This is a genomic window from Enterococcus sp. DIV1314a (genome assembly GCF_051713805.1).
Lineage (GTDB): Bacteria > Bacillota > Bacilli > Lactobacillales > Enterococcaceae > Enterococcus_I > Enterococcus_I aquimarinus.
Genome location: NZ_JBIOQP010000001.1, coordinates 363,501 through 385,134 on the forward strand (window position 1 = coordinate 363,501; position 21,634 = coordinate 385,134).

The window sequence follows — 21,634 nt, forward strand, 5'->3', positions numbered from 1 at the left end:
TTCCTTTTATGTTAAAATTGAGTCAGATAAAGTAGCATAACTCTTTATCGACTATAGAAAACGTCCTCTCCGAATCCACCAAGATTTTGAGGGCGTTTTTTTATTTTCTTTAAAGCATTTTTAATACCATTTTTTGCATATTCACATTTCATTAAATCGAATTGAAGATATATCTCGATTTCTTTTAATATCAACTTTGCTATTTCATCATCTTTCAATATTTCCCCCTCTTTTCATTCGAGAAAACATAAATTCGTTGACAGCCTTCTTTGAATAGAATTTTCTAGCACCCAATTCCACGAGAGGTAAACCTTCATTTCTAACAGCATTTTTTAAAAAGTTTTCGCTCACATTTAAATACTCTGCCATTTCTTTTTGATTCAAATACTCTCTTGTCATACCAGCATTCTCTTGAGCGTTTTCAATCGCTTTTGTAGCAATTTGATAAAACTGTTTTAAAAACATTTCTTCTTGTTCCTCTGAAATCATTAATTTTATTGCTTCCATAAAATCTCTCCCTTTTATTAATTGTTCTATAACTCCTCTACCTAAAAAAATACAAATGAATACAAAAATCGCAAAAAACATGTATTCATTTGTATTTATAATAATAAAATATCATATGATCTTTAAAAAGTAAATACTTTTTAATACTTTGTTTCTGTGAATATGATATAATGTCTTTGAAAATAAAAAAATAGGAGAAAATAAATGAAGCCTAATCCTTCAGAAGCAGGAAAACGAATTAAACAATTACGTCTTTCATGTGGCTTGACTATGGAAGAACTTGGAAAGAAACTAGAAAATTCACCACGTGCGACCATATCCAACTGGGAACGTGGAACCAATCTACCCAATCCACAAAAGCTAAAACTATTGTCAACTATTACAAATTCAGCTATTGACTGGATTAAATGGGGAACTTTGGAAGAATACATAACTTCATACCTTATAGATAGAGGTTATGAGCTATATATTAAGGATTTCCCAGAGACACCTCACAAAATCTTTAAAGACATACAAGAAAGTTATAGTGACACGTTTTCTCTAGACAAAGACTATGAGTTATTGAATCCTATAATAAAAAATATTTTTTCAAAATATTACTCAAAAGATTTTGAAATTTATCTAAATGAGATACTTGCTAATGATATCAATCCTCTTATCGAAGAGTATGCTAGTCAAAAACACTCTATCTCTAAAGAGTTATTTTTCAAAAGAGCCAACAGTAAACTTCAAGATAAGATAAGAAATGGGGATTTCAAATACGGTGAAAAAGAAATACTGATTGATTCTTCAAAACAGCTATTAAACGAAATGGACTTAGCCTATCAGGATATTTCACAGTATTCATCTGTCGAGGATTTCTTTTATAAAATTACTAAAGACCAATTTGAAACAGAAAAATTCATTTCTGATCTTAGTAAAAAATACAATTTCCCATATGAGAAAAATAGTATGATCGCAAAATTTCTAACTAATAATCACGATAAATTTAAAAACAATTGATTCTTCAAATAACTTCTCTACCTGCAAACATGAAGTAATGAGAGAATCAAATGGCAACTTTTTTTAGTTACAAATTACAAAATGGTGAAAAATATTGGGGATTTGAAACATATTTAGGGAAAGACCCAAAGACTGGAAAAGATATACGTACCAAACGTAGAAGATTCAAAACAAAAGCTGAAGCACAAACAGCACTTAATAGACTACTTGTAGACTTTAAAGAAAAGCAAGATTTTAAAATCAATATAACAACTTTTCAAGAGTTATATGAATTATGGATTGATAACTACAGAACAAGAGTAAAGCCTTCTTCAGTTGCTGTTGCTCAACGTTTTTGTAAAAACCATATATTACCTGCTTTTGGCCAATTACGATTGGATAAAATTACCGTCAGCTATTGCCAAAAGCAAGTAAACGAATGGCACAAAACATTAAAACAATATGGTTTTTTGAGAAAAACAACTGCTCAAATTTTTAAATTTGGAGTAGCAATGGAAGTCTGCAAAGATAATCCTATGTCTAAAACATTACTTCCTAGAAAAATTGAAGAAGAACAACCCTTGAAATTTTATACTAAGGATCAATTACAACTGTTTTTACAGAATACAAAACAAAATAATTCAATTAAGCTATATACTTTTTTCCGTTTGTTAGCTTATACAGGAATGCGTAAAAGCGAAGCATTAGCGCTACAATGGGAAGATATAGACTATTTCAATAAAACTATAACTATTGGTAAAACAATCGCTCAAGACGAGTTTAATCAAGTAGTGCTACAAGTACCTAAGACCAAGAATTCATCAAGAACCATTCAGCTTGATGATATGACACTTAAACACCTACGTATTTGGCAACAAGAACAAATGAAAATAATGATTCTATATGGCTATAACACGAATTCCCCAAAACAGTTCCTTTTCACTACAAAAGCAAATATGCTTTACTACCCCCAAGTAGTAAACGATTGGTTAGATTGGATTTACAAGAAAACACCCATGGAACTGCAAATCACCCCACATGGATTTAGGCACACCCATTGTAGTTTATTGTTTGAAAGTGGCGCTTCTATAAAAGAAGTACAGGAACGATTAGGACATAAGGATATTAAAACTACTATGAATATCTATGCCCATGTTACACCACAATCTGTTAAGAAAACTGGTGATAGATTTGCAAAATTTATGGGTGAATAATCTCGAACGTAGCCAAAAACGTAGCCAATCTTAAAAACACAAATTAAAAAAAGCTCTAAACGCCGTAATATCAACGTTTAGAGCAATAATTTAATTATTATCCCACACTGCCTTCCATCTCATACTGAATGAGACGGTTTAGTTCAACGGCGTATTCCATTGGTAGTTCTTTTGTAAATGGTTCCACAAAGCCCATGACAATCATTTCAGTTGCTTGGATTTCGGTTAAGCCGCGGCTCATTAGATAATACAATTGTTCTTCTGAAATTTTTGATACTTTGGCTTCGTGTTCTAAAGCGACTTGGCTGTTGTGGATTTCATTATATGGAATGGTATCGGATTTTGATTCGTTATCCATAATAATGGTGTCACACTCGATATGCGAGATTGAGCCTGCGCTGTTTTTGTTGAAGGTAACTTGACCTCGGTAGTTGACTTCGCCACCGCTTTTCGCGATTGATTTTGAGATAATCGAACTTGAGGTATTTGGTGCGTTATGGATCATTTTGGCACCGGTATCTTGGATTTGTTTGCCGTTTGCAAAAGCCACGGATAACATCGTTCCACGTGCGCCTTCTCCTTCTAGATAGACACTTGGGTATTTCATAGTGGTTTTGGCTCCCAAGTTGCCATCAATCCATTCAACGGTTGCGCCGGCTTCGGCACGAGCACGTTTCGTCACTAAGTTGTAGACGTTATCGGACCAGTTTTGGATGGTCGTATAACGGCAATAGGCATCTTTTAAGGTAAAGATTTCGACGATGGCTGCATGTAAGCTATTCGAAGAGTAAGTTGGTGCGGTACAGCCTTCGACGTAGTGCACACTTGCGCCTTCATCAACGACGATTAACGTACGCTCGAATTGACCTGTGCCTTCTGCATTGATACGGAAGTAAGTTTGTAATGGAACATCGACGCGGACTCCTTTTGGTACGTAGATGAAGGTTCCACCTGACCAGACCGCTGAGTTTAACGCGGCTAATTTGTTATCGGTTGGTGGGACTAATTTAGAAAAATATTGTTTGAAGATTTCCGGATACTCTTTTAAGGCGGAGTCGGTATCGGTAAAGATGATGCCGAGTTTTTGGAATTCTTCTTTCATGTTGTGGTAAACCACTTCAGATTCGTACTGGGCAGAGGCACCTGCTAGGTATGCACGTTCCGCTTCTGGAATCCCGATTCGTTCAAAGGTTTCTTTGATTTTATCCGGGACGTCATCCCAGTCTCTAGCCGGTTTGTCACTGGCTTTTTGGTAATATTTGATGGAGTCAAAATCCAAATCTTCTAAGGTTGGACCCCATTTTTGCATTGGCATTTTATGGTAGGCTTCGAGTGATTTTAGACGAAAATCTAACATCCACTCGGGTTCTTCTTTCACTCGTGAGATTTCACGAACGACTTCCTCTGTTAAGCCTCGTCCTGTTGTAAATACTGGTTGGACGTCATCATGGAAGCCATATTGGTATTCTTCTAATTCTGGTACACCACTCATGTTGTCTCACTCCTATTCGTTGATTTTTTCTTGGTATTCTTCGATTTCTGGATGGGCGATTATTTGGTCTAAGGCTTTCCAACCAAGCGTCGCACATTTAATACGTGCTGGGAATTTTGCGACACCACTTAAGATGGCGCCGTCATTTAAGCGATCGGCTTCTACTTCTTGGCCTTGCACAAGTCCGGAGAAAATTTCCGAAAGTTCGCTGGCTTCGGCGAGTGTTTTGCCGATAATCACGTCGGTCATCATGGACGCGCTAGCGGTGCTGATGGAACAACCGTGACCGGAAAAAGCGACGTTTTCGATGATGTCGCCGTTTAGTTGTACTTCTAAGGTAATAATGTCGCCACACGTCGGGTTATGCAATTCGACTTTGTGGCTACCTGCGCCGAGTGTTCCGTGGTGATGCGGATAACTCGAATGGTCTAGAATGACTTGGCGGTATAAGTTATCGAGTCTAGATAGTGCCATGTTGGAAAAACTCCTTTGTTGCATAGACGGCTTCAATGAATGCGTCGGCTTCGGCTTTCGTATTATAAAAATAAAAGCTTGCGCGAGCTGTCGCTGAAACGTCTAGATATTTTAGTAATGGTTGCGCACAGTGATGACCGGCCCGCACGGCAATGCCTTGCATGTCCATAGCAGTCGCGACATCATGTGGGTGGACGTCATCTAAGTTAAAAGCAATCACGCCGGTGTGTTTGGCTGGATCGGTTGGGCCATAAATCGTGACACCGTCAATTGCAGCTAACTTCGGTAAGACGTAAGCGACCAGTTCGGCTTCGTAGTCATGGATCGCAGATAAGCCGATGTTTTCTAAATAATCGATCGCAGCTGCTAGTCCAATCGCGCCTGCCATATTGGGTGTGCCGGCTTCGAATTTCCATGGTAGTTCGGACCACGTACTGTCTTGAAGGTGCACGAAGTTAATCATTTCGCCTCCAAATTCGATGGGTTCCATTTGTTCTAACCAGTGACGTTTCCCGTATAAAACGCCAATACCCGTTGGTCCACACATTTTGTGGCCACTAAAGGCATAAAAGTCACAATCGAGTGCTTGCACGTCAACCGGCATATGTGGCGTTGCTTGCGCGCCATCGACGACCATGATGGCGCCTTTTTGGTGTGCATAAGCGGTTAGTTCTTGGATTGGATTGATTACTCCCAAGACATTTGAGACGTGCGTTAACGCCACGATGGCCGTTTTTTCAGTAATTTGCGCTTTGGCGTCATCCAGATCAAGCTCGCCTTCCGCAGTTAGTGCGATATATTTTAAAGTTGCTTTTTTCTTTTTAGCCAGTTGTTGCCATGGGACGATGTTGGCGTGATGTTCCATATATGAAATCACGATTTCATCGCCTTCATGGACGACCAGTTCGCCCATACTTTGAGCGACCCAGTTCAGACTCGTCGTTGCGCCACGGGTGAATAAGACTTCGGCTGTTTCACGCGCATTGATAAAGCGACGCGTCGTTTCCCGGGCGTTTTCGTATTGAGTGGTTGCCCGCTCGGCTAGGGTATGAACCCCACGGTGCACATTGGCATTGTTGTGGTGGTAATAATCGTCCATCGCTTGAAGCACTGGGATTGGTTTTTGAGTAGTTGCGGCATTGTCTAAATAAATTAACGGCTCATCATTTACAATCTGATCTAAAATCGGAAAATCTTGACGGAGCTTCGTGTGATTCATTAGGCATTCAACTTCCCTTCGATAACCTCAACTAATTCTTCACGGACGCTTTTCACTGGAATCGCGGTGATAACAGAACCTAAGAAACCACGAATCACGAGACGTTCTGCATCGGCTTTTCGTAAGCCACGACTCATTAAATAGTACATTTCGTCTGGATCAACGCGCCCAGAACTAGCCGCATGTCCTGCGGTGACTTCATTTTCATCAATTAATAAGACAGGGTTAGCATCGCCACGAGCATGGTCAGAAAGCATTAAGATACGGCTTTCTTGTTGGGCATCCGCGCCTTTTGCTCCTTTTAAAATATGACCGATTCCGTTAAACGTTAACGTCCCTCTTTCACGGATAACGCCGTGTTGCAAGATGTGTCCGACAGAATGAGGTGCCATGTTCGTCACACGCGTATCGATTCCTTGGATTTGGCGCCCGCCGCTAATTGCGACAACTTTGACTTGTGCGTTAGAGCCTTCGCCCACTAAATCAGAATCAAAGTCGGCCACGATATTGCCATCGTTCATTACGCCAATTGCCCATTCGATCGACGCGTCACGCATTAAGTGTCCACGACGGTTGATGTACGTTGAGATATTCGCCCCAAGTTGATCAATCGCGGAATATTTGACGCGTGCGCCTGGTTTTGCGATGACTTCAACTACGATGTTACCAGCTAATTTCTCAGTCGTTTCGCCTTCTGAAATAAAGCGTTCTAAGTAGCTAAACTCACTGTTTTCTTCTGCTACAATGAGGACGTGTTTATAAAAATGATGACCAAGTGCTTGATTATGACGGAAAATCGCTTCAAACGGTTTATCGGAAATCACGTTTTTTGGAACGTATAAGAATAGACCACTGTTTAAGAATGCCACGTGCGCAGCGGTCATTTTGTCTTCATCCATTGGCACTGCTTTTGTCATAAAGTATTCTTGTACAAGTTCCGGATGATTTAACATTGCGGTGAATAAATCAGTAAAAATCACGCCTTGCATCGATAAGCTAATCGGTAGTTGTTCAAAAATTGTCACGTCGTCTTGTTGCACGACCATCGGATTGTTGTTCATTTCATCAAACGCAGGGACGGAGTCGATTTCAGCCGTTTCGCCATTTAACGCTGCTTCGCTAATGTTAAATAATGGCCAACGCTCATATTTTACACGTTCGATGGTTGGAAAAGGTAATGCTTCTATTTTTTCTAAGGCTTTTTCACGTAATTCCAGCATCCAAGTCGGTTCTTCTTTAATAGCTGAGAAAACTTTTACAGCGCCTAGATAGTCTTGTAAATTTTTCTTCATCAATCCAGACCTCCTTTTAAGCCTCTTCTTCTTTGTAGTCGATTCCTAATTCTTTACTGATGCCAGCGTAGCCTTCTGCTTCTAGACGTTTCGCCAAATCAGCACCGCCTGTCATCACGACACGGCCTTCCATCATAATATGAACAACGTCTGGCGTAATGTAATTTAAGAGACGTTGGTAATGCGTGATAATTAATGATCCAAAGTTATCGCCGCGCATTTCGTTGATGCCTTTTGCGACAACTCTTAACGCATCGATATCTAAACCTGAGTCAATTTCGTCTAAGATTGCAAATGTTGGTTCTAACATTAATAATTGTAAGATCTCGTTGCGTTTTTTCTCGCCGCCTGAAAAACCTTCGTTTAAGTAACGTTCAGCCATTTCTTCGGGCATGTTTAGTAACGCCATTTTTTCATCTAATTTTTTAATGAAATTCATGACCGAAATTTTATCGTTCTCGTCACGTTTCGCATTAATCGCGGCACGCATGAATTCTGCGTTCGTGATTCCGGCGATTTCACTTGGATATTGCATTGCTAAGAATAATCCAAGACGAGCACGTTCATCCACTTCAAGTTCTAAAACGTTGACGCCATCAAGCAAGATTTCGCCTTCTGTCACTTCATAGTTAGGATTTCCCATGATTGCTGCTGATAAGGTTGATTTACCAGTACCGTTTGGACCCATGATGGCATGAATTTCACCAGTTTTTAAGGTTAAGTTGACCCCTTTTAAGATTTCTTTATCTTCAATTGAAACGTGTAGGTTTTTAATTTCTAAAACGGACATGTCGATTCCTCCAAATTCTTTTTTGCATTCTCATTCATTGTAGACTAATCGAGAATGAAACTCAAATATTGAAACTAGAAAATGTGAATTTTTCGGAATTTTCATCGATTTCTTAGAATATTTCCCGACTTCTTTCCTTAGATGGTACTAGACGACTTCATGAGCTTTGTTTCTTGCAGCGTTTGCTAGTTCAAAGTAATTGATAGATGGCGCACGCGCAATCGTTCAAAAGACTGGCTTTGTTTCATCCCTCGCCATTTTTTAATCCCTCTCATTTAACGCCATTACTTATTTAAAATCGTTCTAAATCAAATTCTCCCTCATTCACAGACTTCGAATCCTTTAGCGTGTGAACACAACACGACAAAAAAACGGTCATCAAACGCACGACCGCTTTTTTCCTACTTCATGAAATAACTAGAACAACTATTACGCTTTTTACTTCCTTAGACTTTTTTGACAAAGGAATGGTGGCACTTTGAGCACGTGACTTTGATCTTACCCCGACCCTTTGGCGCACGCATTTGTTGTTTACACGATGGACAAGGGAAATAACGATAGGTTTTGCGTTGCGTGAATTTGGTCTTCCATAGATGCCATTTCTTAGCAATCGGACGTGTCTTACGGATGAAGCGTTGATTTTCATTGGAGCGGACGTAGATTTTTTTGGAGAACACACGGTAATACGCATAGAAAAACAAGCCATATGCGATGATTCTGAGTGGCCATAAAAAGCCAAAATTCGCGATAAATAGCAAAATCAAACTGATAATGATCATGGTTTTATTTAACGAGTCAATCCGGCCGTAGCGCCCTTTCATAAATTGGATTAGTTTTGATTGTAATTTTTGGATCATTTGTGCGATCAAACTCCTTCTCTTTCATTTGCTCTTTATCTTAACATGAATACCCAGGGAATCTTCATTCTTCACAAAAAATTCAAAAAGAAGTGACGACTGTTTCGAGTCATCACTTCTTCTTGGTTATTTCGCTAAGACAATTAAGTTCCAATCATTGTTGATACAGGTTTGTAAGCTAATGGCTTCGCCTTTTTGATTAAAAATCGTCGACCAATAGTCTTTGCCATTTTTCCCATAGGCCTCGTCATTGACTGTTAGGATCGAATAGACTTTGTAGTTACGCACTTTGCCATTTGAGTCGGTGATTTTAATGACCGATCCTTTTTTTAATTTGAATAGGCCGGCAAATGCTCCTGGATTATGTCCGATGATATGCGTTGTTTTGGCGTCATCGACTTTCCCATTGCCATACCAGTAACCAGCGGCGTTACCTTTTGGTGCTGCTGTCGCGCCTTGACTATTTACCAGCGAGATTGTTTTCCCTGCTAAGGTTATCTGATTTTTCGGTAATACTTTAGCGGTCGTTTTTGCGACTACTTTTGGTTTTACTGCTACTTTTTTTGGTGTTACGACTTTTATTTTTGTTTTCGTATCTGGTAGTTTCTGCTCGAGGCGGGCGCTTGAATCAGCGACCCCTTCACTCCCTACACTTACTTGACTAACGAATAATAGGCTTAACGAGACACTTATACCAATAATGGTGCCTATCCATTTTTTCATTTAATGATACCCTCCCAATCAAACTATAAACGTTTCATCCATTTGCCAGTAGTAACGAGCAGTTGCCTATTATTCCGTAAAAAAACTCCTATCCTTAGCTCATTAACTAAGAATAGGAGAAAAATCGCTAAGAATTACTTTTCGTCTTTTTTCGGTGCTTCTAACATTTCTTTTCTTGAAAGATTAACACGTCCTTGACGGTCAATTTCCATGACTTTCACTAAGATTTCGTCGCCTTCTTTGACAACGTCTTCTACGTTATTCACTCGTTCGTGAGCCAGTTGTGAAATATGAACTAAGCCATCTTTCCCTTTGATTAAGTTAACGAACGCTCCGAATTTTTCGACGCGAACAACTTTCCCTAGGTACACTTCGCCGACTTTCACTTCTTTGGTTAAGTCTTGGATAATTTGGATTGCTTTTTGAATCATGTCGGCATCAGAAGACGCAATCGACACATTTCCGTCTTGATCGATATCAATCTTAACGCCTGTTTCATCAATGATACTATTGATGGTTTCGCCACCTTTACCGATGACTACTTTAATTTTGTCTGGTGCGATTTGAATCATTTCGATCTTCGGAGCATATGGGCTTAACTCTGGACGAGGTTCAGCTAATGTTGACACAAGCTCTGCTAAGATTTCCATACGTGCTTTTTTCGCTTGCGCTAATGCTTCACGTAAGATTTGTTCTGTGATTCCTTGGATTTTAATATCCATTTGTAACGCAGTGATTCCTTCTTTTGTTCCCGCAACTTTAAAGTCCATGTCTCCTAAGTGGTCTTCTAGTCCTTGGATATCTGTTAAGATGGTATAGTTTTCACCATCAGAGACAAGTCCCATCGCAATTCCGGCAACCGGTGCTTTAATTGGCACACCCGCATCCATTAACGCTAAGATTCCAGCACAGATACTTGCTTGAGAAGAAGAACCATTTGATTCTAAGACTTCTGACACAATTCGGATTGTGTAAGGGAAATCTTCTTCTGAAGGAATCACTTGCGCCATCGCACGTTCCCCTAAAGCACCGTGTCCGATTTCACGACGACCAGGCGCACCTGAACGACCCGTTGAACCAACAGAGAATTGTGGGAAGTTATAGTGATGGATGAAACGTTTTGAATCTTCAAGGCCTAAACCATCAATAATTTGATGTTCGCCTAATGGTGCTAAAGTACAAGTTGATAATGCTTGCGTTTGGCCACGAGTAAAGAGTCCTGAACCGTGCACACGCGGTAATAATCCAACTTCTGAAGCAAGCGTCCGAACTTCGTCGACTTTACGGCCATCAGGACGGATTTTATCAATCGTAATTAATTCGCGAACGACGTCTTTTTCAAGGTCTTCTGCTAATTGTTTGATTTCTTTTAGTAATTGCGTCGCAGCTTCGTCTTCTAACGTTGCGGCTTTTTCTGCATAGACAGCTTTCACGGTTTCTTTCACTTGTTCGATTTCGTCTTCACGCGCTAATTTTTCTTCCGTCAATACGGCTTTCTTCATTGTTTCGTAGTAAGCTGCATAGACTTCTTGGCGTAATGCTTCATCGATTTGTAAAAGATTAATTGTCATTTTTTCTTTGCCGACTGCGGCAACGACTTCTTCTTGGAAGGCACACATTTCTTTGATTGCGGCATGTCCAAATAATAACGCGCCTAACATGTCTTCTTCTGATACTTCTTTGGCACCAGATTCCACCATATTGATTGCATCTTTTGTTCCTGCAACCGTTAATTCAATTTGGTTATTCGCTTGTTGTTCAACAGTTGGGTTTAAGACGTATTCACCATCGATAAAACCAACATCAACACCGGCGATTGGGCCGTCAAATGGAATATCTGAAATGGCAAGTGCTAATGATGACCCTAACATGGCAGCCATCGCAGGTGAGCAATCTTGCTCCACACTCATGACGAAGTTTGTGACTTGTACTTCGTTACGGAAGCCATCTGCAAACATTGGACGAATCGGACGGTCGATTAAACGAGCGGTTAACGTCGCATCTAAACTTGGACGACCCTCACGTTTAATGAAGCCTCCTGGAATTTTACCAACTGCGTACATTTTTTCTTCGTAGTTAATCGTTAACGGGAAGAAATCCGTATCTTTCGCATTTTTTGAAGCCACGGCAGCTGTCAAAACAACTGTGTCGCCGTAACGAACTAAGACTGCTCCGTTTGCTTGTTTTGCTAATTGTCCTACCTCTACTGATAATGGGCGTCCGCCCCAAGTGGTTGAAAATACTTGTTTTGTCATATGTTCTCCTTTTTGCTGTAAGTTGTGACTGCTACTAAACAAAGAGAAAAAGTGAAACTCATTCACTTCTTGTCTTTGGTTAGTAGTAAGCCTAGCCAACGCTTACAGCGGTTTATTATATTTTTTGGTACGTTGAAACAGTGTTTTTGATTGCTTTAGCATAGTAAAAAAGTGAGATTCGTAGGAACCTCACTTCTACTTTTACTGATTAACGACGTAAGCCTAAAGCTTGGATTAAGTCACGGTAACGAGTAACGTCTTTGTTACGTAAGTAAGCTAATAAGTTACGACGGTGTCCAATCTTCTTCATTAATCCACGGTATGAATGGTGATCTTTTTTGTGTTCACGGATGTGTCCGTTCAAAGTGTTGATATCTTCTGTTAAAACAGCGATTTGAACTTCTGGTGAACCAGTATCTCCTTCATGACGAGCGAATTGAGCGATGATTTCGTTTTTGCGTTCTTTTGAAATTGCCATGTGTTTCCACCTCTTTCTTAGATTTCCCCTGTGACTGAGTACAACGTTGGTGATTCGTTAAACCAAGTGACAGGAAAGTGCGATTACGCACAGATATACTTTACTGTATTCTGAAGGAAAATGCAAGTTTCTTCTGCTTCTTTTCGTGATCTTTTTTGGAAACTCTTTTGTGAGGGTTTCTTAAGAAATCGTTCATTTTATCGCGATTTTCTTGCAAAATGCTTGCCAAGAAACAAGAATAGCCCTAAAATCATTCTCAGTTAGACAGAAAAGAGGATTTTAGACAATGAACACCATCACTACACAAGATTTTCAATTGCTGCTTGCCACTCAAGAGGTGACGATTTTAGATATTCGGGATAAAGGCGCTTTTAACGAAGGTCATTTAGCCAATTCCCTCTCCTTACCAATTACCACGTTACCCAATCACCTTGATGCGTTATCTAAACAGAATACGTATTATATTATGAGTCATTCTGGCCGTCGCGCACGTGTGATTACTGAATTTTTAAACAAAAATGGTTTTGACGCTATTGCCATTATTGGTGGCATGAAAGCTTTTCGTCAAATCAAAGTCGCATAAAAATAAAAAGACTGCCTTATTTTTAAACAAATAGGTTGCAGTCTTATTTTTTTTTTATTATACTGTTCTAGTATAAACTATTACGAATTCGAAGGAGTTTTTTTCATGTCAACATTACTAGCAGTGAAAGCTCATCCATTAATGAGCGAAGATTCAAAATCAATGAAAGTGTTCTATGCCTTTTTAGATAGCTACAAAAAAAGCAATCCAGAAGACGAAATTATTTTATTAGACTTATATAACGAAGAGTTTCCAGAAATCGATTTAGATATCTTAACTGGTTGGAACGACTTACGTGCGGGAACAGAATTCTCTGCTTTAACAGCGAGCCAACAAAAGAAAATTGCCCGTTTTAACGAATCAACTGAACAATTTTTAGCTGCAGATAAAATTGTGATTGGTAACGGTTTATGGAACTTAAACATCCCAACTCGCTTAAAAGCATGGATTGATACCATTAACATCGCAGGTAAAACATTCCTTTACACAGAAGAAGGTCCTGTTCCAATGACTGAAGGCAAAAAATTATTACACATCCAAGCTAACGGTGGCGTGTATAACGGTCAAGAATTCTCTTCACAATACATCAAAGGTATTTTCAACTTTATTGGCGTAAATGACGTACAACAAGTATTAGTTGAAGGTGCTGATCACCACCCAGAAAAAACGGAAGAAATCATCGCAGACGCTGTGAAAAAAGCCGAAGAATTAAGCTTAACATTCTAATTAAACGTATCTCAAAAAGCACTCGAAAGAAGGGTTCCCCTCTTTTTCGAGTGCTTTTTTTGTCTGATGTTACTGACGATAATAAACGCTTAGGCACAAAAAATGCACCTAAGCGTTCAGCTTGTTTGTATTAAATTTCTTCTTCTGGCTCGGCAAGCGCGAGGGGTTCGGGTTCAATCGGTGTTTCATATAAATCCGAAATATCCGTATACCAATCAAAAATCGCTTCAATTAAGACTTTCGCTGCGGCATAGAACGGAATCCCTAAAATCACACCTGGCAAGCCAAAGAGTTTCCCTGAGGTTAATAAGACAAACAAAATAGTAATGGGGTGAATCGATAATTGACTTCCCAAAATTAATGGTGAAATGAAACGACCTTCTAACGTTTGTTCAATAATAAAAACAATCCCGATTTTAACTAACAACGCAGGTCCACCCACAATTCCTAAGAAAACAACCGGAATCATTGCTAAAAAAGATCCGAGGTAAGGAATTAAATTTAAAAATCCTGCCACAATTCCGAGCGTTACCGCATAGTCTAAGCCGATAATGGAAAAACCAATGGTAAACATCACCCCGACTAAAAAAGCGACAGTCAGCTGACCACGGATATAAGAAGATACTTGTTGATTCATATCGTTTAGGACTCTTAATGTCGGTTGGCGCCACTTGGTAGGTAAAACTCTTACTGAATAAGGTGCTAACTGTTTACCGTCGCGTAATAAGTAAAATAAGATAAATGGCATCGTAATGATTGCAACGAAGACCGATGCAAGGGCTCCAAAGAAACTACCTAGATTTTGGAATGTCGATTTTGAAATCGTCTGAATGACATTCGTTGCCGATGAAAGAACCTTATCCCATGATGCTTCTAATTGATCTTGCACTTGGGAGAAAATCGGACTTGATAAGAAATCATCCACAGAAGTTTCGACGACTTTAACATAGCTTGGGAAATTATCCATAAAACTAATGGTTTGTTCTTCAATCTTTGGAATAATGACGACAACACCCCAAACAATTAAGCCAATCACAAACACAAACAGTCCTAAAATACTATATACGCGTTTGACGCCTTTTTTTTCTAAGAAATCAACGACTGGATTCATCAAGTAGTACAAAATCCCTGACATGATAATGGGTAACCCAACGATCGCTAAAAATTCAAGGAAAGGTGTCAATAAATACGCGACTTTTGTAAAAACAAAGGTATTACATAAAATCAGTAATAATACGAGTAATCCGGTGACCACTTTACTATTTAAAAACCAACGCCAAAACCATGAACGCGGTGTCTGTTCTCTTCGGTTCATTGAAACCCTCCTTATCCTTGATACGTTATTTTCATACCTGTCGTAATGGTCGGAACTTTCGTAGGGGTTAAATAAACACTACTTGCCATTTTTTCTTTTGGTTCATCTGAAAAAACAAATGATACATGTTCAATCGATTGTAAATTTTGGTTTGCGTAAGGTCCCACATAAGTAATATAGTACGTTGCATCCCCAAAAAGAATTTTGTCACCAACAGCTAATTCAATAGCCAACGGATCCGCAATTTTTTGGACAATCGAATACTCTTCTAAGCCTTCTGTCACGCCTTCTCCAAAAAAGAGTAAAATTGGTTCTTTATGATCGGTTGCTTTTGCTCCAATACGAATGATTTTTGCTTCTTGCATTCAAAAGAGTCCTCCTTTATTCTATGAATAACACAATTATAGCACATTCTTTTTTTTACGTTCACTACTATGGTAAAATAAAGAAGGAATACGTTAACTTTTTAGAGGAGGAATTGTATGAGACAAAAAATGTTACTTGGCACTTATACGCGTCGAGAAAGTGAAGGCATCTATTCGTTGACACTTGATACCGAGAAAAAAGAACTAACAGACTTAACTTTGGTGACCAAAGAAAATAGTCCAACTTACTTAGCCGAAAGTCAAAAACAAGCGATTTATGCGGTTACGTCGATTGATGATCAAGGTGGCGTTGCCGCGTATGATAAAGATGGGAAGTTTTTAAATGCGGTCACAGAAGTCGGCGCGCCCCCATGCTACGTTGCCGTCGATGAAACGAGACAACTACTCTATGGTGCCAATTACCATAAAGGACAAGTCAATGTTTATCGCATTCAAGAAGATGGCTCGTTACTCGGAACCGACGCTGTTGCGCATACGGAAGCAACAGGACCACACGCGAACCAAGACAAAGCACATGTCCACTATACCGATTTAACACCTGATGGACGCTTAGTGGCTTGTGATTTAGGAACCGACGGCGTCTATACGTACGATGTATCTGAAGAAGGAACGTTAACACGCGTGGCGTTATTTGAAGCAATTCCTGGTACAGGTCCGCGTCATTTAGTTTTCCATCCAAATGGCAACTACGCTTACTTATTTGGTGAATTAGCCAATACCTTAACTGTATTAGCTTATAATGCTGAAACAGGGTCATTCCATTCACTTCAAACAATCTCAACCATTCCGGCAGATTTCACGGAATTTAGTGGTGGTGCGGCGATTCGCATTTCAACGGACGGACGTTTTGTCTATGCTTCCAATCGTGGACATAATTCATTAGCAGTCTTTGAAGTCATTGAAAATGGCGCACATATCGATTTAATTCAGCTCATCTCGACTGAAGGCGATCATCCGCGTGATTTTGATCTTGATCCGACAGAACAATTTGTCATTTGTGCGAACCAAAACACCGATAATATCACCCTTTACGAGCGTGATATGAACAAAGGGACACTCACGTTGCTTCAAAAAGATATTTATGCGCCAGAGTGTGTTTGCATTTTATTTTAAGCACAATGCTTTCGCACGCCAATAAAGGAGGGATTCTCATGTTTTCGAAAACACCGATTGCACTAATCTCAAAAGATTTTTCTAATATGTACAACAAATGCCAATCCATTTATGAACTTGTTACAAATCGTCGTTACAATGAATCCTTAGCCATTTTAACTGCGGCAGAAACCTATGCCATCGCAGAAAAAGCCTACCTACGTTGTGACACGTTTCCAGAATTACAAACAAAAGAAGTGGAAGATTACGTCAATACTTTTGATGATTTTTATTTCAGTTTAAAGCAAGTACTCTTTCACGATGATGATGACTATGAGGTCTTACGCATTAAACTCAGAGCCATGCGCGAAGCCTACGAGGAATTAAATCGTTCCTTTAATTTATTTTAGAAAAGAGGGAAACCATTGACACCAACTGAAGTGCTTGAACGTTTACGCGTTGAACTTGAATTGCCTTTTTTCGAAGTAAAAGTCGAAGATAAAATTTTTACAGAAGAAGATTATCAACAATTTAAAGGTGATTTATTGCGTTATTTTGATGAATACGTGCGAAATGTTGAAAATTAACGTTTCGAACTGAAAAATGAGACCGGCTATGTTACGTGCCGGTCTCATTTTTTGTTTAGCTATTTTTTGGAACAGGAATTAATTTATTCATCGCAACTGCGGCTAAAGCACTAACAGCAATTGGTGAATCTAATAAATATTGAATGAATTGTGGTGCGGTCCCTTTTAATTCTGCTGGCATAAACAGTAAGCCGATTGCAATAATTAATGGAACACCGATAATGTAGAGTTCTCTTTCAGAAAATTCTTCATTTTTGATCACACGAAAACCACTCAACATAATAATCACACAAACAACGACAAACACTCCTCCGATAACGGCTGCAGGAACGGCATTAATTAAAGCCGATAATTTGCCTAAAAATGACAGTACAATAAACCAAACAGAAGCTGCGACGAAGACGACTTTACTTGCCACACCAGTAATTGAAATAATACCGGCATTCGTTGAGTAGCCCGTCACAGGCGTTGCACCGACAAGTGATGCAATCAAACAGCCAAACCCTTCGCCGATAACACCTTGATTGATTTGTTCATCTGTTATTTCTTCGCCCGTCACAGAACTAACGGCATACCACGTGCCGGTTGTTTCTGCTAACAACACCATATAAATAACGATCATCGTTGCAATCGCTGAAAGATCAAAATCAAAACCATAATCGATAAATGCAAAATTCGGTAGACTGAAAAACGATGCTTCCGAAACAGAAGTAAAATCCATGCCGCCCATGAAAGAGGCAATAATTGAACCGATAATTAAGGCAATAATAACCGAACTAATGCGGAAAATTTTTCCTAGACGTGGGAAATACACGCCTAGCATTGAAAATAAAATTAAAATAGCTGCCGTAATAACGGCTAGTAAAATATTTTGATTCATCGATAACGTTGCTGTTTCGATAAAGATATTGCCATTAAACGCTGAAGGTAGTAACGTTAAGCCGACGATCATGATAATCGTGCCACTGACAATCGTTGGAATAAAATGACGAACAATTTGTTTATAAATCCCGGTATACCCTAAGATAGTGATTGCCAGTGCCCCAACTAGACTAGAGCCTAATACTGTACTCATGCCGTTCCCACCAAGATAAATCCCGATAATTGCGCCAACTGGTACAAAGGATGGTCCTTGACAAACTGGTAATTTCAAGAAGAAAAGCACTTGGATAAGTGACGCAATCCCGGCTCCTAAAAAAGTTGATTGAATTAAGCCGGATGCCTCGCCAGGTGACATCGAAACTGCTGCTGCGATGATAAAAGGGACGACATAAACGTCCATCGCTAAGACGTGCTGTAACCCAAGTAAAATCGCTTGGCCTGTTGGGATGTGATCATTAACGCCAATTGTTAAATGCGGATTCGTTCCGTTTGTTTTTGCTTCCATTTTTTACGCTCCTAATTGTTTTTGATGAACTAAATTTCCTTGAACCCAGACTTGACGAATGTTTTCTTTCGTCGCTAAGTAAAGGATTTTTTGAAGGATTTCAGCTGGTTGTTCAAAGATCCCAAAACTGGAAATCCGATTGTGAGGATGATTGATATCAATCACTTGAGCGTCAAAAGCATAGCCTGGTTTTAAGACACCAATTGGTAAACTTAGCGCTTCACCGCCGCCTTGGGTCGCAAGCGAAAAGGCTTCGATGACGGAAATCCGTGAGTCTGCTACCCCTCGCTCCTCAAAGGCACGATTCGTATCGACACCATCTTCGAGCATTCGGGAAGACATAACGGCTTGTTTAATATTGTCATAGAGACTCGGAGAAAATCCGCCTGAAATATCCGTCCCTAAGCCCATTTCAAGGCCTTGTTCTTTGAATTTTTTGACAGGAAAAACACTATTGGCAAAATAGCTGTTTGAAATCGGACAATGCGCGACTGCCGTACCTGTTTCCAGATAAATCTCGCCATCTGATTCATTCAAAAAGTTACAATGGGCCATTACTGATTTATCCGATAATAAACCAAAATCACGTAATACTTCGGTGTCGCGTTTGCCAAACCGTTCGAAGACAAAATCGTGTGCCCATTGACTTTCACTACAATGAGATTGGACGTGGACGTGATGTTTTTGGACAAGATCGCCGAGTCCTCTTAATGCTTCTTCACTACAACTTGGGACAAAACGTGGCGTTACAACTGGGTAAATTCCCTGTTTTACGTCTTTGCCAAGTTCTTTAACCGCTAAGATAAACGATTCCGTTTCTTCGATAGCACTTTGGGCAGAAGCATCGCGATAATAGCTTGGATTCATCTCTTCTAAATCCATCACGACTTTGCCGACTAAGCCACGTTGGCCTTGTTGTCCACAAATTTCGGCTAGCGCGAGACTTGCCGCTTGGTGAACTGTTGCAAAGTACAACACAGTGGTCGTACCTTGTGCTAATAAATGGGCGACTAAATCTTGATAGACTTCTTTTGCAAAGTCAACATCTTCGTATTTCGCCTCGAGTGGGAAGGTGCATTCATCGAGCCAATGATTTAGCGGGGTATCCAGTGCAACACCGGCTTGCGGCCATTGCGGTGCGTGGACGTGTAAATCGATAAAACCTGGTAAAAAATATTGCCCTTGCGCAAGTTCGACAAAATCCGGCGTTTGTTTTGCTGCATGCAAGATATCAGCGTACATTTCATCCGTTGGTCGAACGATTGATTGAATAATCCCCTCTTCATTCACGAGTAATAATGCCTCTTCCACAAACTCTAATTGTCCGTGAACAGGTGTATGAAAAAATGAGCCTTTAAAATACTGTATTTTCATATTCATTTCTCTCCTTTACAGAATTATTATACAAAACCCTTTGTGAAATTCCGGAATTTTCGTAACGTTTCTCATCTATTTTTAACGAATCATTCGCCTTTAAACCGGTTACAATTTTTTAGCATCAAAAAAAGACGCGAATCCCTGTTTTTTAAGTGGGATTCGCGTCTTTCAATCGTGAGGATACTTCGTTTATTTTGTGAATTCAATTGATTTAGTAGCGACCGTTTGTAAAAATCGTCGATCATGATCAACCACAATCATCGTCGGTCTGGCTTTTAGAATAGCCGCTTCAAGTTGCTGATGATTAAAAACATCTAAATAATTTAACGGTTCATCCCAAATAAATAATTCTGCCGGCTTTAACATCGCTTTGGCGATTTCCACACGTTTTTGTTGGCCTTGGCTCATGTCTTCGATATTGTTTAAAAAAACTTCACGCTCAACTCCAAGCTTGCGTAAGTAATGCAAAAGTTCTTGCTCCTCAAGTCCTTCTTTCTCACAAAAATTTTTCACTGTTCCTTGATTCGTCGTAAAATCTTGTCTCACGAGACTAATCACACTCGGCTCGTAAAACGAATATTGGCCACGGACTTCTCCGGTGAATTCTCCCATCAAAAAACGCAGGAATGAGGTTTTTCCTGAACCATTTTTCCCAATAAGCGCGAGACAATCCCCCACATTCAACTCAAAAGAAATCGGTTGAAAGAGCGTTTTTTCGCCATAGCACAATTGAAAGTTCTCGACTTTTACGATTTGCTTGCGATGAGTCGGACGAGCATGGATCGCTAAGGTATCGATTTTTTCTAGATTTTTTAATAACGTTTCTTTTTGACTGATTTGTGCTTCCATGCGATGTTCAATTGCCTTACTCCGCTTCATTGTGGCAGCTGCCTTTGCACCAATAAAACCCTTATCAAAAACCGCACCGCTCCCTTTTTTCTTCGGATTGCCGGACTTTTCTTTTTCCCTCGCCCCCGACCACTGCGCTTTTTCTAGCGCCGTTTGATTTAATCGACTGATTTCTTTTTTGATTTTGATATTATTAGCCATTTCAAAGTCATCGCGTCGCTTTTTTTCCTGCTCGTACTGCGAAAAATTTCCTTGATGTAAGACGAGTTGACTCCGTTCAATCGACAAAATATGATCCACCACGTCATCGACCAATTGCCGATCATGACTGACTAAAATAAAGCCTTGTTTCTTACTTTTTAAATAATTCGCTACAATTTGACGAGCCGCATGATCTAAGTGATTCGTCGGTTCGTCAATCAAAGGAAAACCAGATTCTTGTGCAAACAGTACCGCAAGTAGCACTTTTGTCTGTTCTCCTCCCGAAAGCTGTTCATAGGGTAGCCAAAGCACATCGGGATTCACCTCTAGTAACTGTAACTCTCTTTCTAATTTCCAAAATTCAATTTCTTCAAATCCTTCAAGCACTTGATACGTCATGTTTGTCGCATCTGTTATGTCTTGCGGAAAGTATAAAAATTCGGTCTGATGTTCGATTTTACCTTCATAAGGCAATTCACCTTGGATTAAGCGTAATAACGTCGTTTTCCCACGCCCATTACGCCCAATTAATCCTAGTTTCCACGTTGTTTGAATGGTGATATTCGCGTGATCAAACAGCATTCGACCTTGAATATCAAACCCATACGTCAGATTTTTTAGTTGGATTTTGGACATAAATTGCTCCTTTCTCTTCTATTAAAGAAGAAAAAAACCTTCTCCTATCTTCAGGAAAAGGTGAATGCATCGCCAAAGAAACCAAAAGTCCCTGAACGAAAACAAGCCTCTCCTGAAAATCTGCACACGTCACCCTTGGTTTCACCAAAAATGTCATCTTCATGCAGCTTCATTCCACGGCTTAATTTTTCAATGGAGGATCCCTCACTTCTT

General features: G+C 39.7%; 23 protein-coding genes. 7 read left to right on the plus strand and 16 right to left on the minus strand.

Annotated features, from left to right (window positions below; all coding sequences use genetic code 11):
• Positions 1-44: 44 nt before the first annotated feature.
• Together IGI68_RS01750 and IGI68_RS01755 are read right to left on the minus strand one after the other, a co-directional pair.
• A complete protein-coding gene (locus IGI68_RS01750; protein ID WP_438729905.1) occupies positions 45-218 on the minus strand; it encodes a hypothetical protein in 174 nt (57 codons plus the stop codon).
• Entirely contained in the window at positions 208-507 is a 300-nt protein-coding gene (locus IGI68_RS01755; protein ID WP_438729907.1) for a helix-turn-helix domain-containing protein, read from the minus strand. Before IGI68_RS01755 ends, IGI68_RS01750 begins: the two co-directional genes overlap by 11 nt.
• A 204-nt stretch (positions 508-711) precedes the next feature.
• Between IGI68_RS01755 and IGI68_RS01760 the strand changes: the two genes are divergently transcribed.
• Together IGI68_RS01760 and IGI68_RS01765 are read left to right on the plus strand one after the other, a co-directional pair.
• Positions 712-1,509 carry a helix-turn-helix domain-containing protein gene (locus IGI68_RS01760; protein WP_438729910.1) on the plus strand — a complete coding sequence of 266 codons (798 nt, stop codon included), beginning with the start codon at positions 712-714 and terminating at the stop codon, positions 1,507-1,509.
• 50 nt (positions 1,510-1,559) lie between these two features.
• Positions 1,560-2,702, plus strand: a complete 1,143-nt coding sequence (locus tag IGI68_RS01765; RefSeq protein WP_438729913.1) for a tyrosine-type recombinase/integrase — start codon at positions 1,560-1,562, stop codon at positions 2,700-2,702.
• A 97-nt stretch (positions 2,703-2,799) separates the two neighbouring features.
• Here IGI68_RS01765 and sufB read toward each other — a convergent pair whose 3' ends face one another.
• The 9 genes from sufB to rpsO all read right to left on the minus strand — a co-directional run bounded on the left by sufB (position 2,800) and on the right by rpsO (position 12,282).
• On the minus strand, positions 2,800-4,194 hold the full coding sequence (gene sufB, locus IGI68_RS01770) for a Fe-S cluster assembly protein SufB (RefSeq protein ID WP_071874493.1): 1,395 nt from the start codon (positions 4,192-4,194) through the stop codon (positions 2,800-2,802).
• A 12-nt stretch (positions 4,195-4,206) separates the two neighbouring features.
• A complete protein-coding gene (gene sufU / locus IGI68_RS01775; protein ID WP_438729916.1) occupies positions 4,207-4,668 on the minus strand; it encodes a Fe-S cluster assembly sulfur transfer protein SufU in 462 nt (153 codons plus the stop codon).
• On the minus strand, positions 4,655-5,887 hold the full coding sequence (locus IGI68_RS01780) for a cysteine desulfurase (protein WP_438729919.1): 1,233 nt from the start codon (positions 5,885-5,887) through the stop codon (positions 4,655-4,657). Before IGI68_RS01780 ends, sufU begins: the two co-directional genes overlap by 14 nt.
• On the minus strand, positions 5,887-7,179 hold the full coding sequence (gene sufD, locus IGI68_RS01785) for a Fe-S cluster assembly protein SufD (protein WP_071874490.1): 1,293 nt from the start codon (positions 7,177-7,179) through the stop codon (positions 5,887-5,889). The genes IGI68_RS01780 and sufD overlap by 1 nt, the downstream gene beginning before the upstream one ends.
• Positions 7,180-7,195: 16 nt before the next feature.
• On the minus strand, positions 7,196-7,969 hold the full coding sequence (sufC, locus tag IGI68_RS01790; RefSeq protein WP_071874489.1) for a Fe-S cluster assembly ATPase SufC: 774 nt from the start codon (positions 7,967-7,969) through the stop codon (positions 7,196-7,198).
• Between the two features lie 446 nt (positions 7,970-8,415).
• Positions 8,416-8,826 (minus strand): hypothetical protein, encoded by a 411-nt coding sequence (locus IGI68_RS01795; RefSeq protein WP_273229899.1) that lies wholly within the window; start codon positions 8,824-8,826, stop codon positions 8,416-8,418.
• A gap of 126 nt (positions 8,827-8,952) precedes the next feature.
• The gene (locus IGI68_RS01800; RefSeq protein ID WP_438729924.1) at positions 8,953-9,549 is read right to left on the minus strand and encodes a class F sortase; all 597 of its coding nucleotides are present in this window, start codon (positions 9,547-9,549) and stop codon (positions 8,953-8,955) included.
• Positions 9,550-9,683: 134 nt separating this feature from the next.
• The gene (pnp, locus tag IGI68_RS01805) at positions 9,684-11,804 is read right to left on the minus strand and encodes a polyribonucleotide nucleotidyltransferase (RefSeq protein WP_071874486.1); all 2,121 of its coding nucleotides are present in this window, start codon (positions 11,802-11,804) and stop codon (positions 9,684-9,686) included.
• A 208-nt stretch (positions 11,805-12,012) separates the two neighbouring features.
• Entirely contained in the window at positions 12,013-12,282 is a 270-nt protein-coding gene (gene rpsO / locus IGI68_RS01810) for a 30S ribosomal protein S15 (protein ID WP_273229905.1), read from the minus strand.
• 286 nt (positions 12,283-12,568) lie between these two features.
• Here rpsO and IGI68_RS01815 point away from each other — a divergent pair, with 286 nt between their 5' ends.
• Positions 12,569-12,865, plus strand: a complete 297-nt coding sequence (locus tag IGI68_RS01815) for a rhodanese-like domain-containing protein (protein WP_438729927.1) — start codon at positions 12,569-12,571, stop codon at positions 12,863-12,865.
• Positions 12,866-12,970: 105 nt separating this feature from the next.
• The gene (locus IGI68_RS01820; protein WP_438729930.1) at positions 12,971-13,591 is read left to right on the plus strand and encodes an FMN-dependent NADH-azoreductase; all 621 of its coding nucleotides are present in this window, start codon (positions 12,971-12,973) and stop codon (positions 13,589-13,591) included.
• 130 nt (positions 13,592-13,721) lie between these two features.
• Here IGI68_RS01820 and IGI68_RS01825 read toward each other — a convergent pair whose 3' ends face one another.
• Both IGI68_RS01825 and IGI68_RS01830 read right to left on the minus strand, forming a co-directional pair.
• Positions 13,722-14,906 (minus strand): AI-2E family transporter, encoded by a 1,185-nt coding sequence (locus IGI68_RS01825; protein WP_273229911.1) that lies wholly within the window; start codon positions 14,904-14,906, stop codon positions 13,722-13,724.
• An 11-nt stretch (positions 14,907-14,917) separates the two neighbouring features.
• Entirely contained in the window at positions 14,918-15,271 is a 354-nt protein-coding gene (locus tag IGI68_RS01830) for a PTS glucitol/sorbitol transporter subunit IIA (RefSeq protein ID WP_071874479.1), read from the minus strand.
• 117 nt (positions 15,272-15,388) lie between these two features.
• Between IGI68_RS01830 and IGI68_RS01835 the strand changes: the two genes are divergently transcribed.
• Genes IGI68_RS01835 through IGI68_RS01845 form a run of 3 tightly spaced genes read left to right on the plus strand, consistent with a single transcriptional unit; the run spans position 15,389 to position 16,971 of the window.
• On the plus strand, positions 15,389-16,405 hold the full coding sequence (locus IGI68_RS01835) for a lactonase family protein (protein ID WP_438729935.1): 1,017 nt from the start codon (positions 15,389-15,391) through the stop codon (positions 16,403-16,405).
• Positions 16,406-16,443: 38 nt separating this feature from the next.
• Positions 16,444-16,794 carry a hypothetical protein gene (locus IGI68_RS01840; protein WP_273229914.1) on the plus strand — a complete coding sequence of 117 codons (351 nt, stop codon included), beginning with the start codon at positions 16,444-16,446 and terminating at the stop codon, positions 16,792-16,794.
• Positions 16,795-16,809: 15 nt separating this feature from the next.
• Positions 16,810-16,971 (plus strand): hypothetical protein, encoded by a 162-nt coding sequence (locus IGI68_RS01845; RefSeq protein WP_169818090.1) that lies wholly within the window; start codon positions 16,810-16,812, stop codon positions 16,969-16,971.
• A 55-nt stretch (positions 16,972-17,026) separates the two neighbouring features.
• Here IGI68_RS01845 and IGI68_RS01850 read toward each other — a convergent pair whose 3' ends face one another.
• The 3 genes from IGI68_RS01850 to abc-f form a co-directional block, all read right to left on the minus strand.
• Positions 17,027-18,358: a solute carrier family 23 protein gene (locus tag IGI68_RS01850; protein WP_273229917.1), complete on the minus strand. Its 1,332-nt coding sequence runs from the start codon at positions 18,356-18,358 to the stop codon at positions 17,027-17,029.
• Between the two features lie 3 nt (positions 18,359-18,361).
• Positions 18,362-19,732: a guanine deaminase gene (guaD, locus tag IGI68_RS01855; protein ID WP_438729941.1), complete on the minus strand. Its 1,371-nt coding sequence runs from the start codon at positions 19,730-19,732 to the stop codon at positions 18,362-18,364.
• Positions 19,733-19,924: 192 nt separating this feature from the next.
• Positions 19,925-21,421: a ribosomal protection-like ABC-F family protein gene (gene abc-f, locus IGI68_RS01860; RefSeq protein WP_438729944.1), complete on the minus strand. Its 1,497-nt coding sequence runs from the start codon at positions 21,419-21,421 to the stop codon at positions 19,925-19,927.
• Positions 21,422-21,634: the final 213 nt, after the last annotated feature.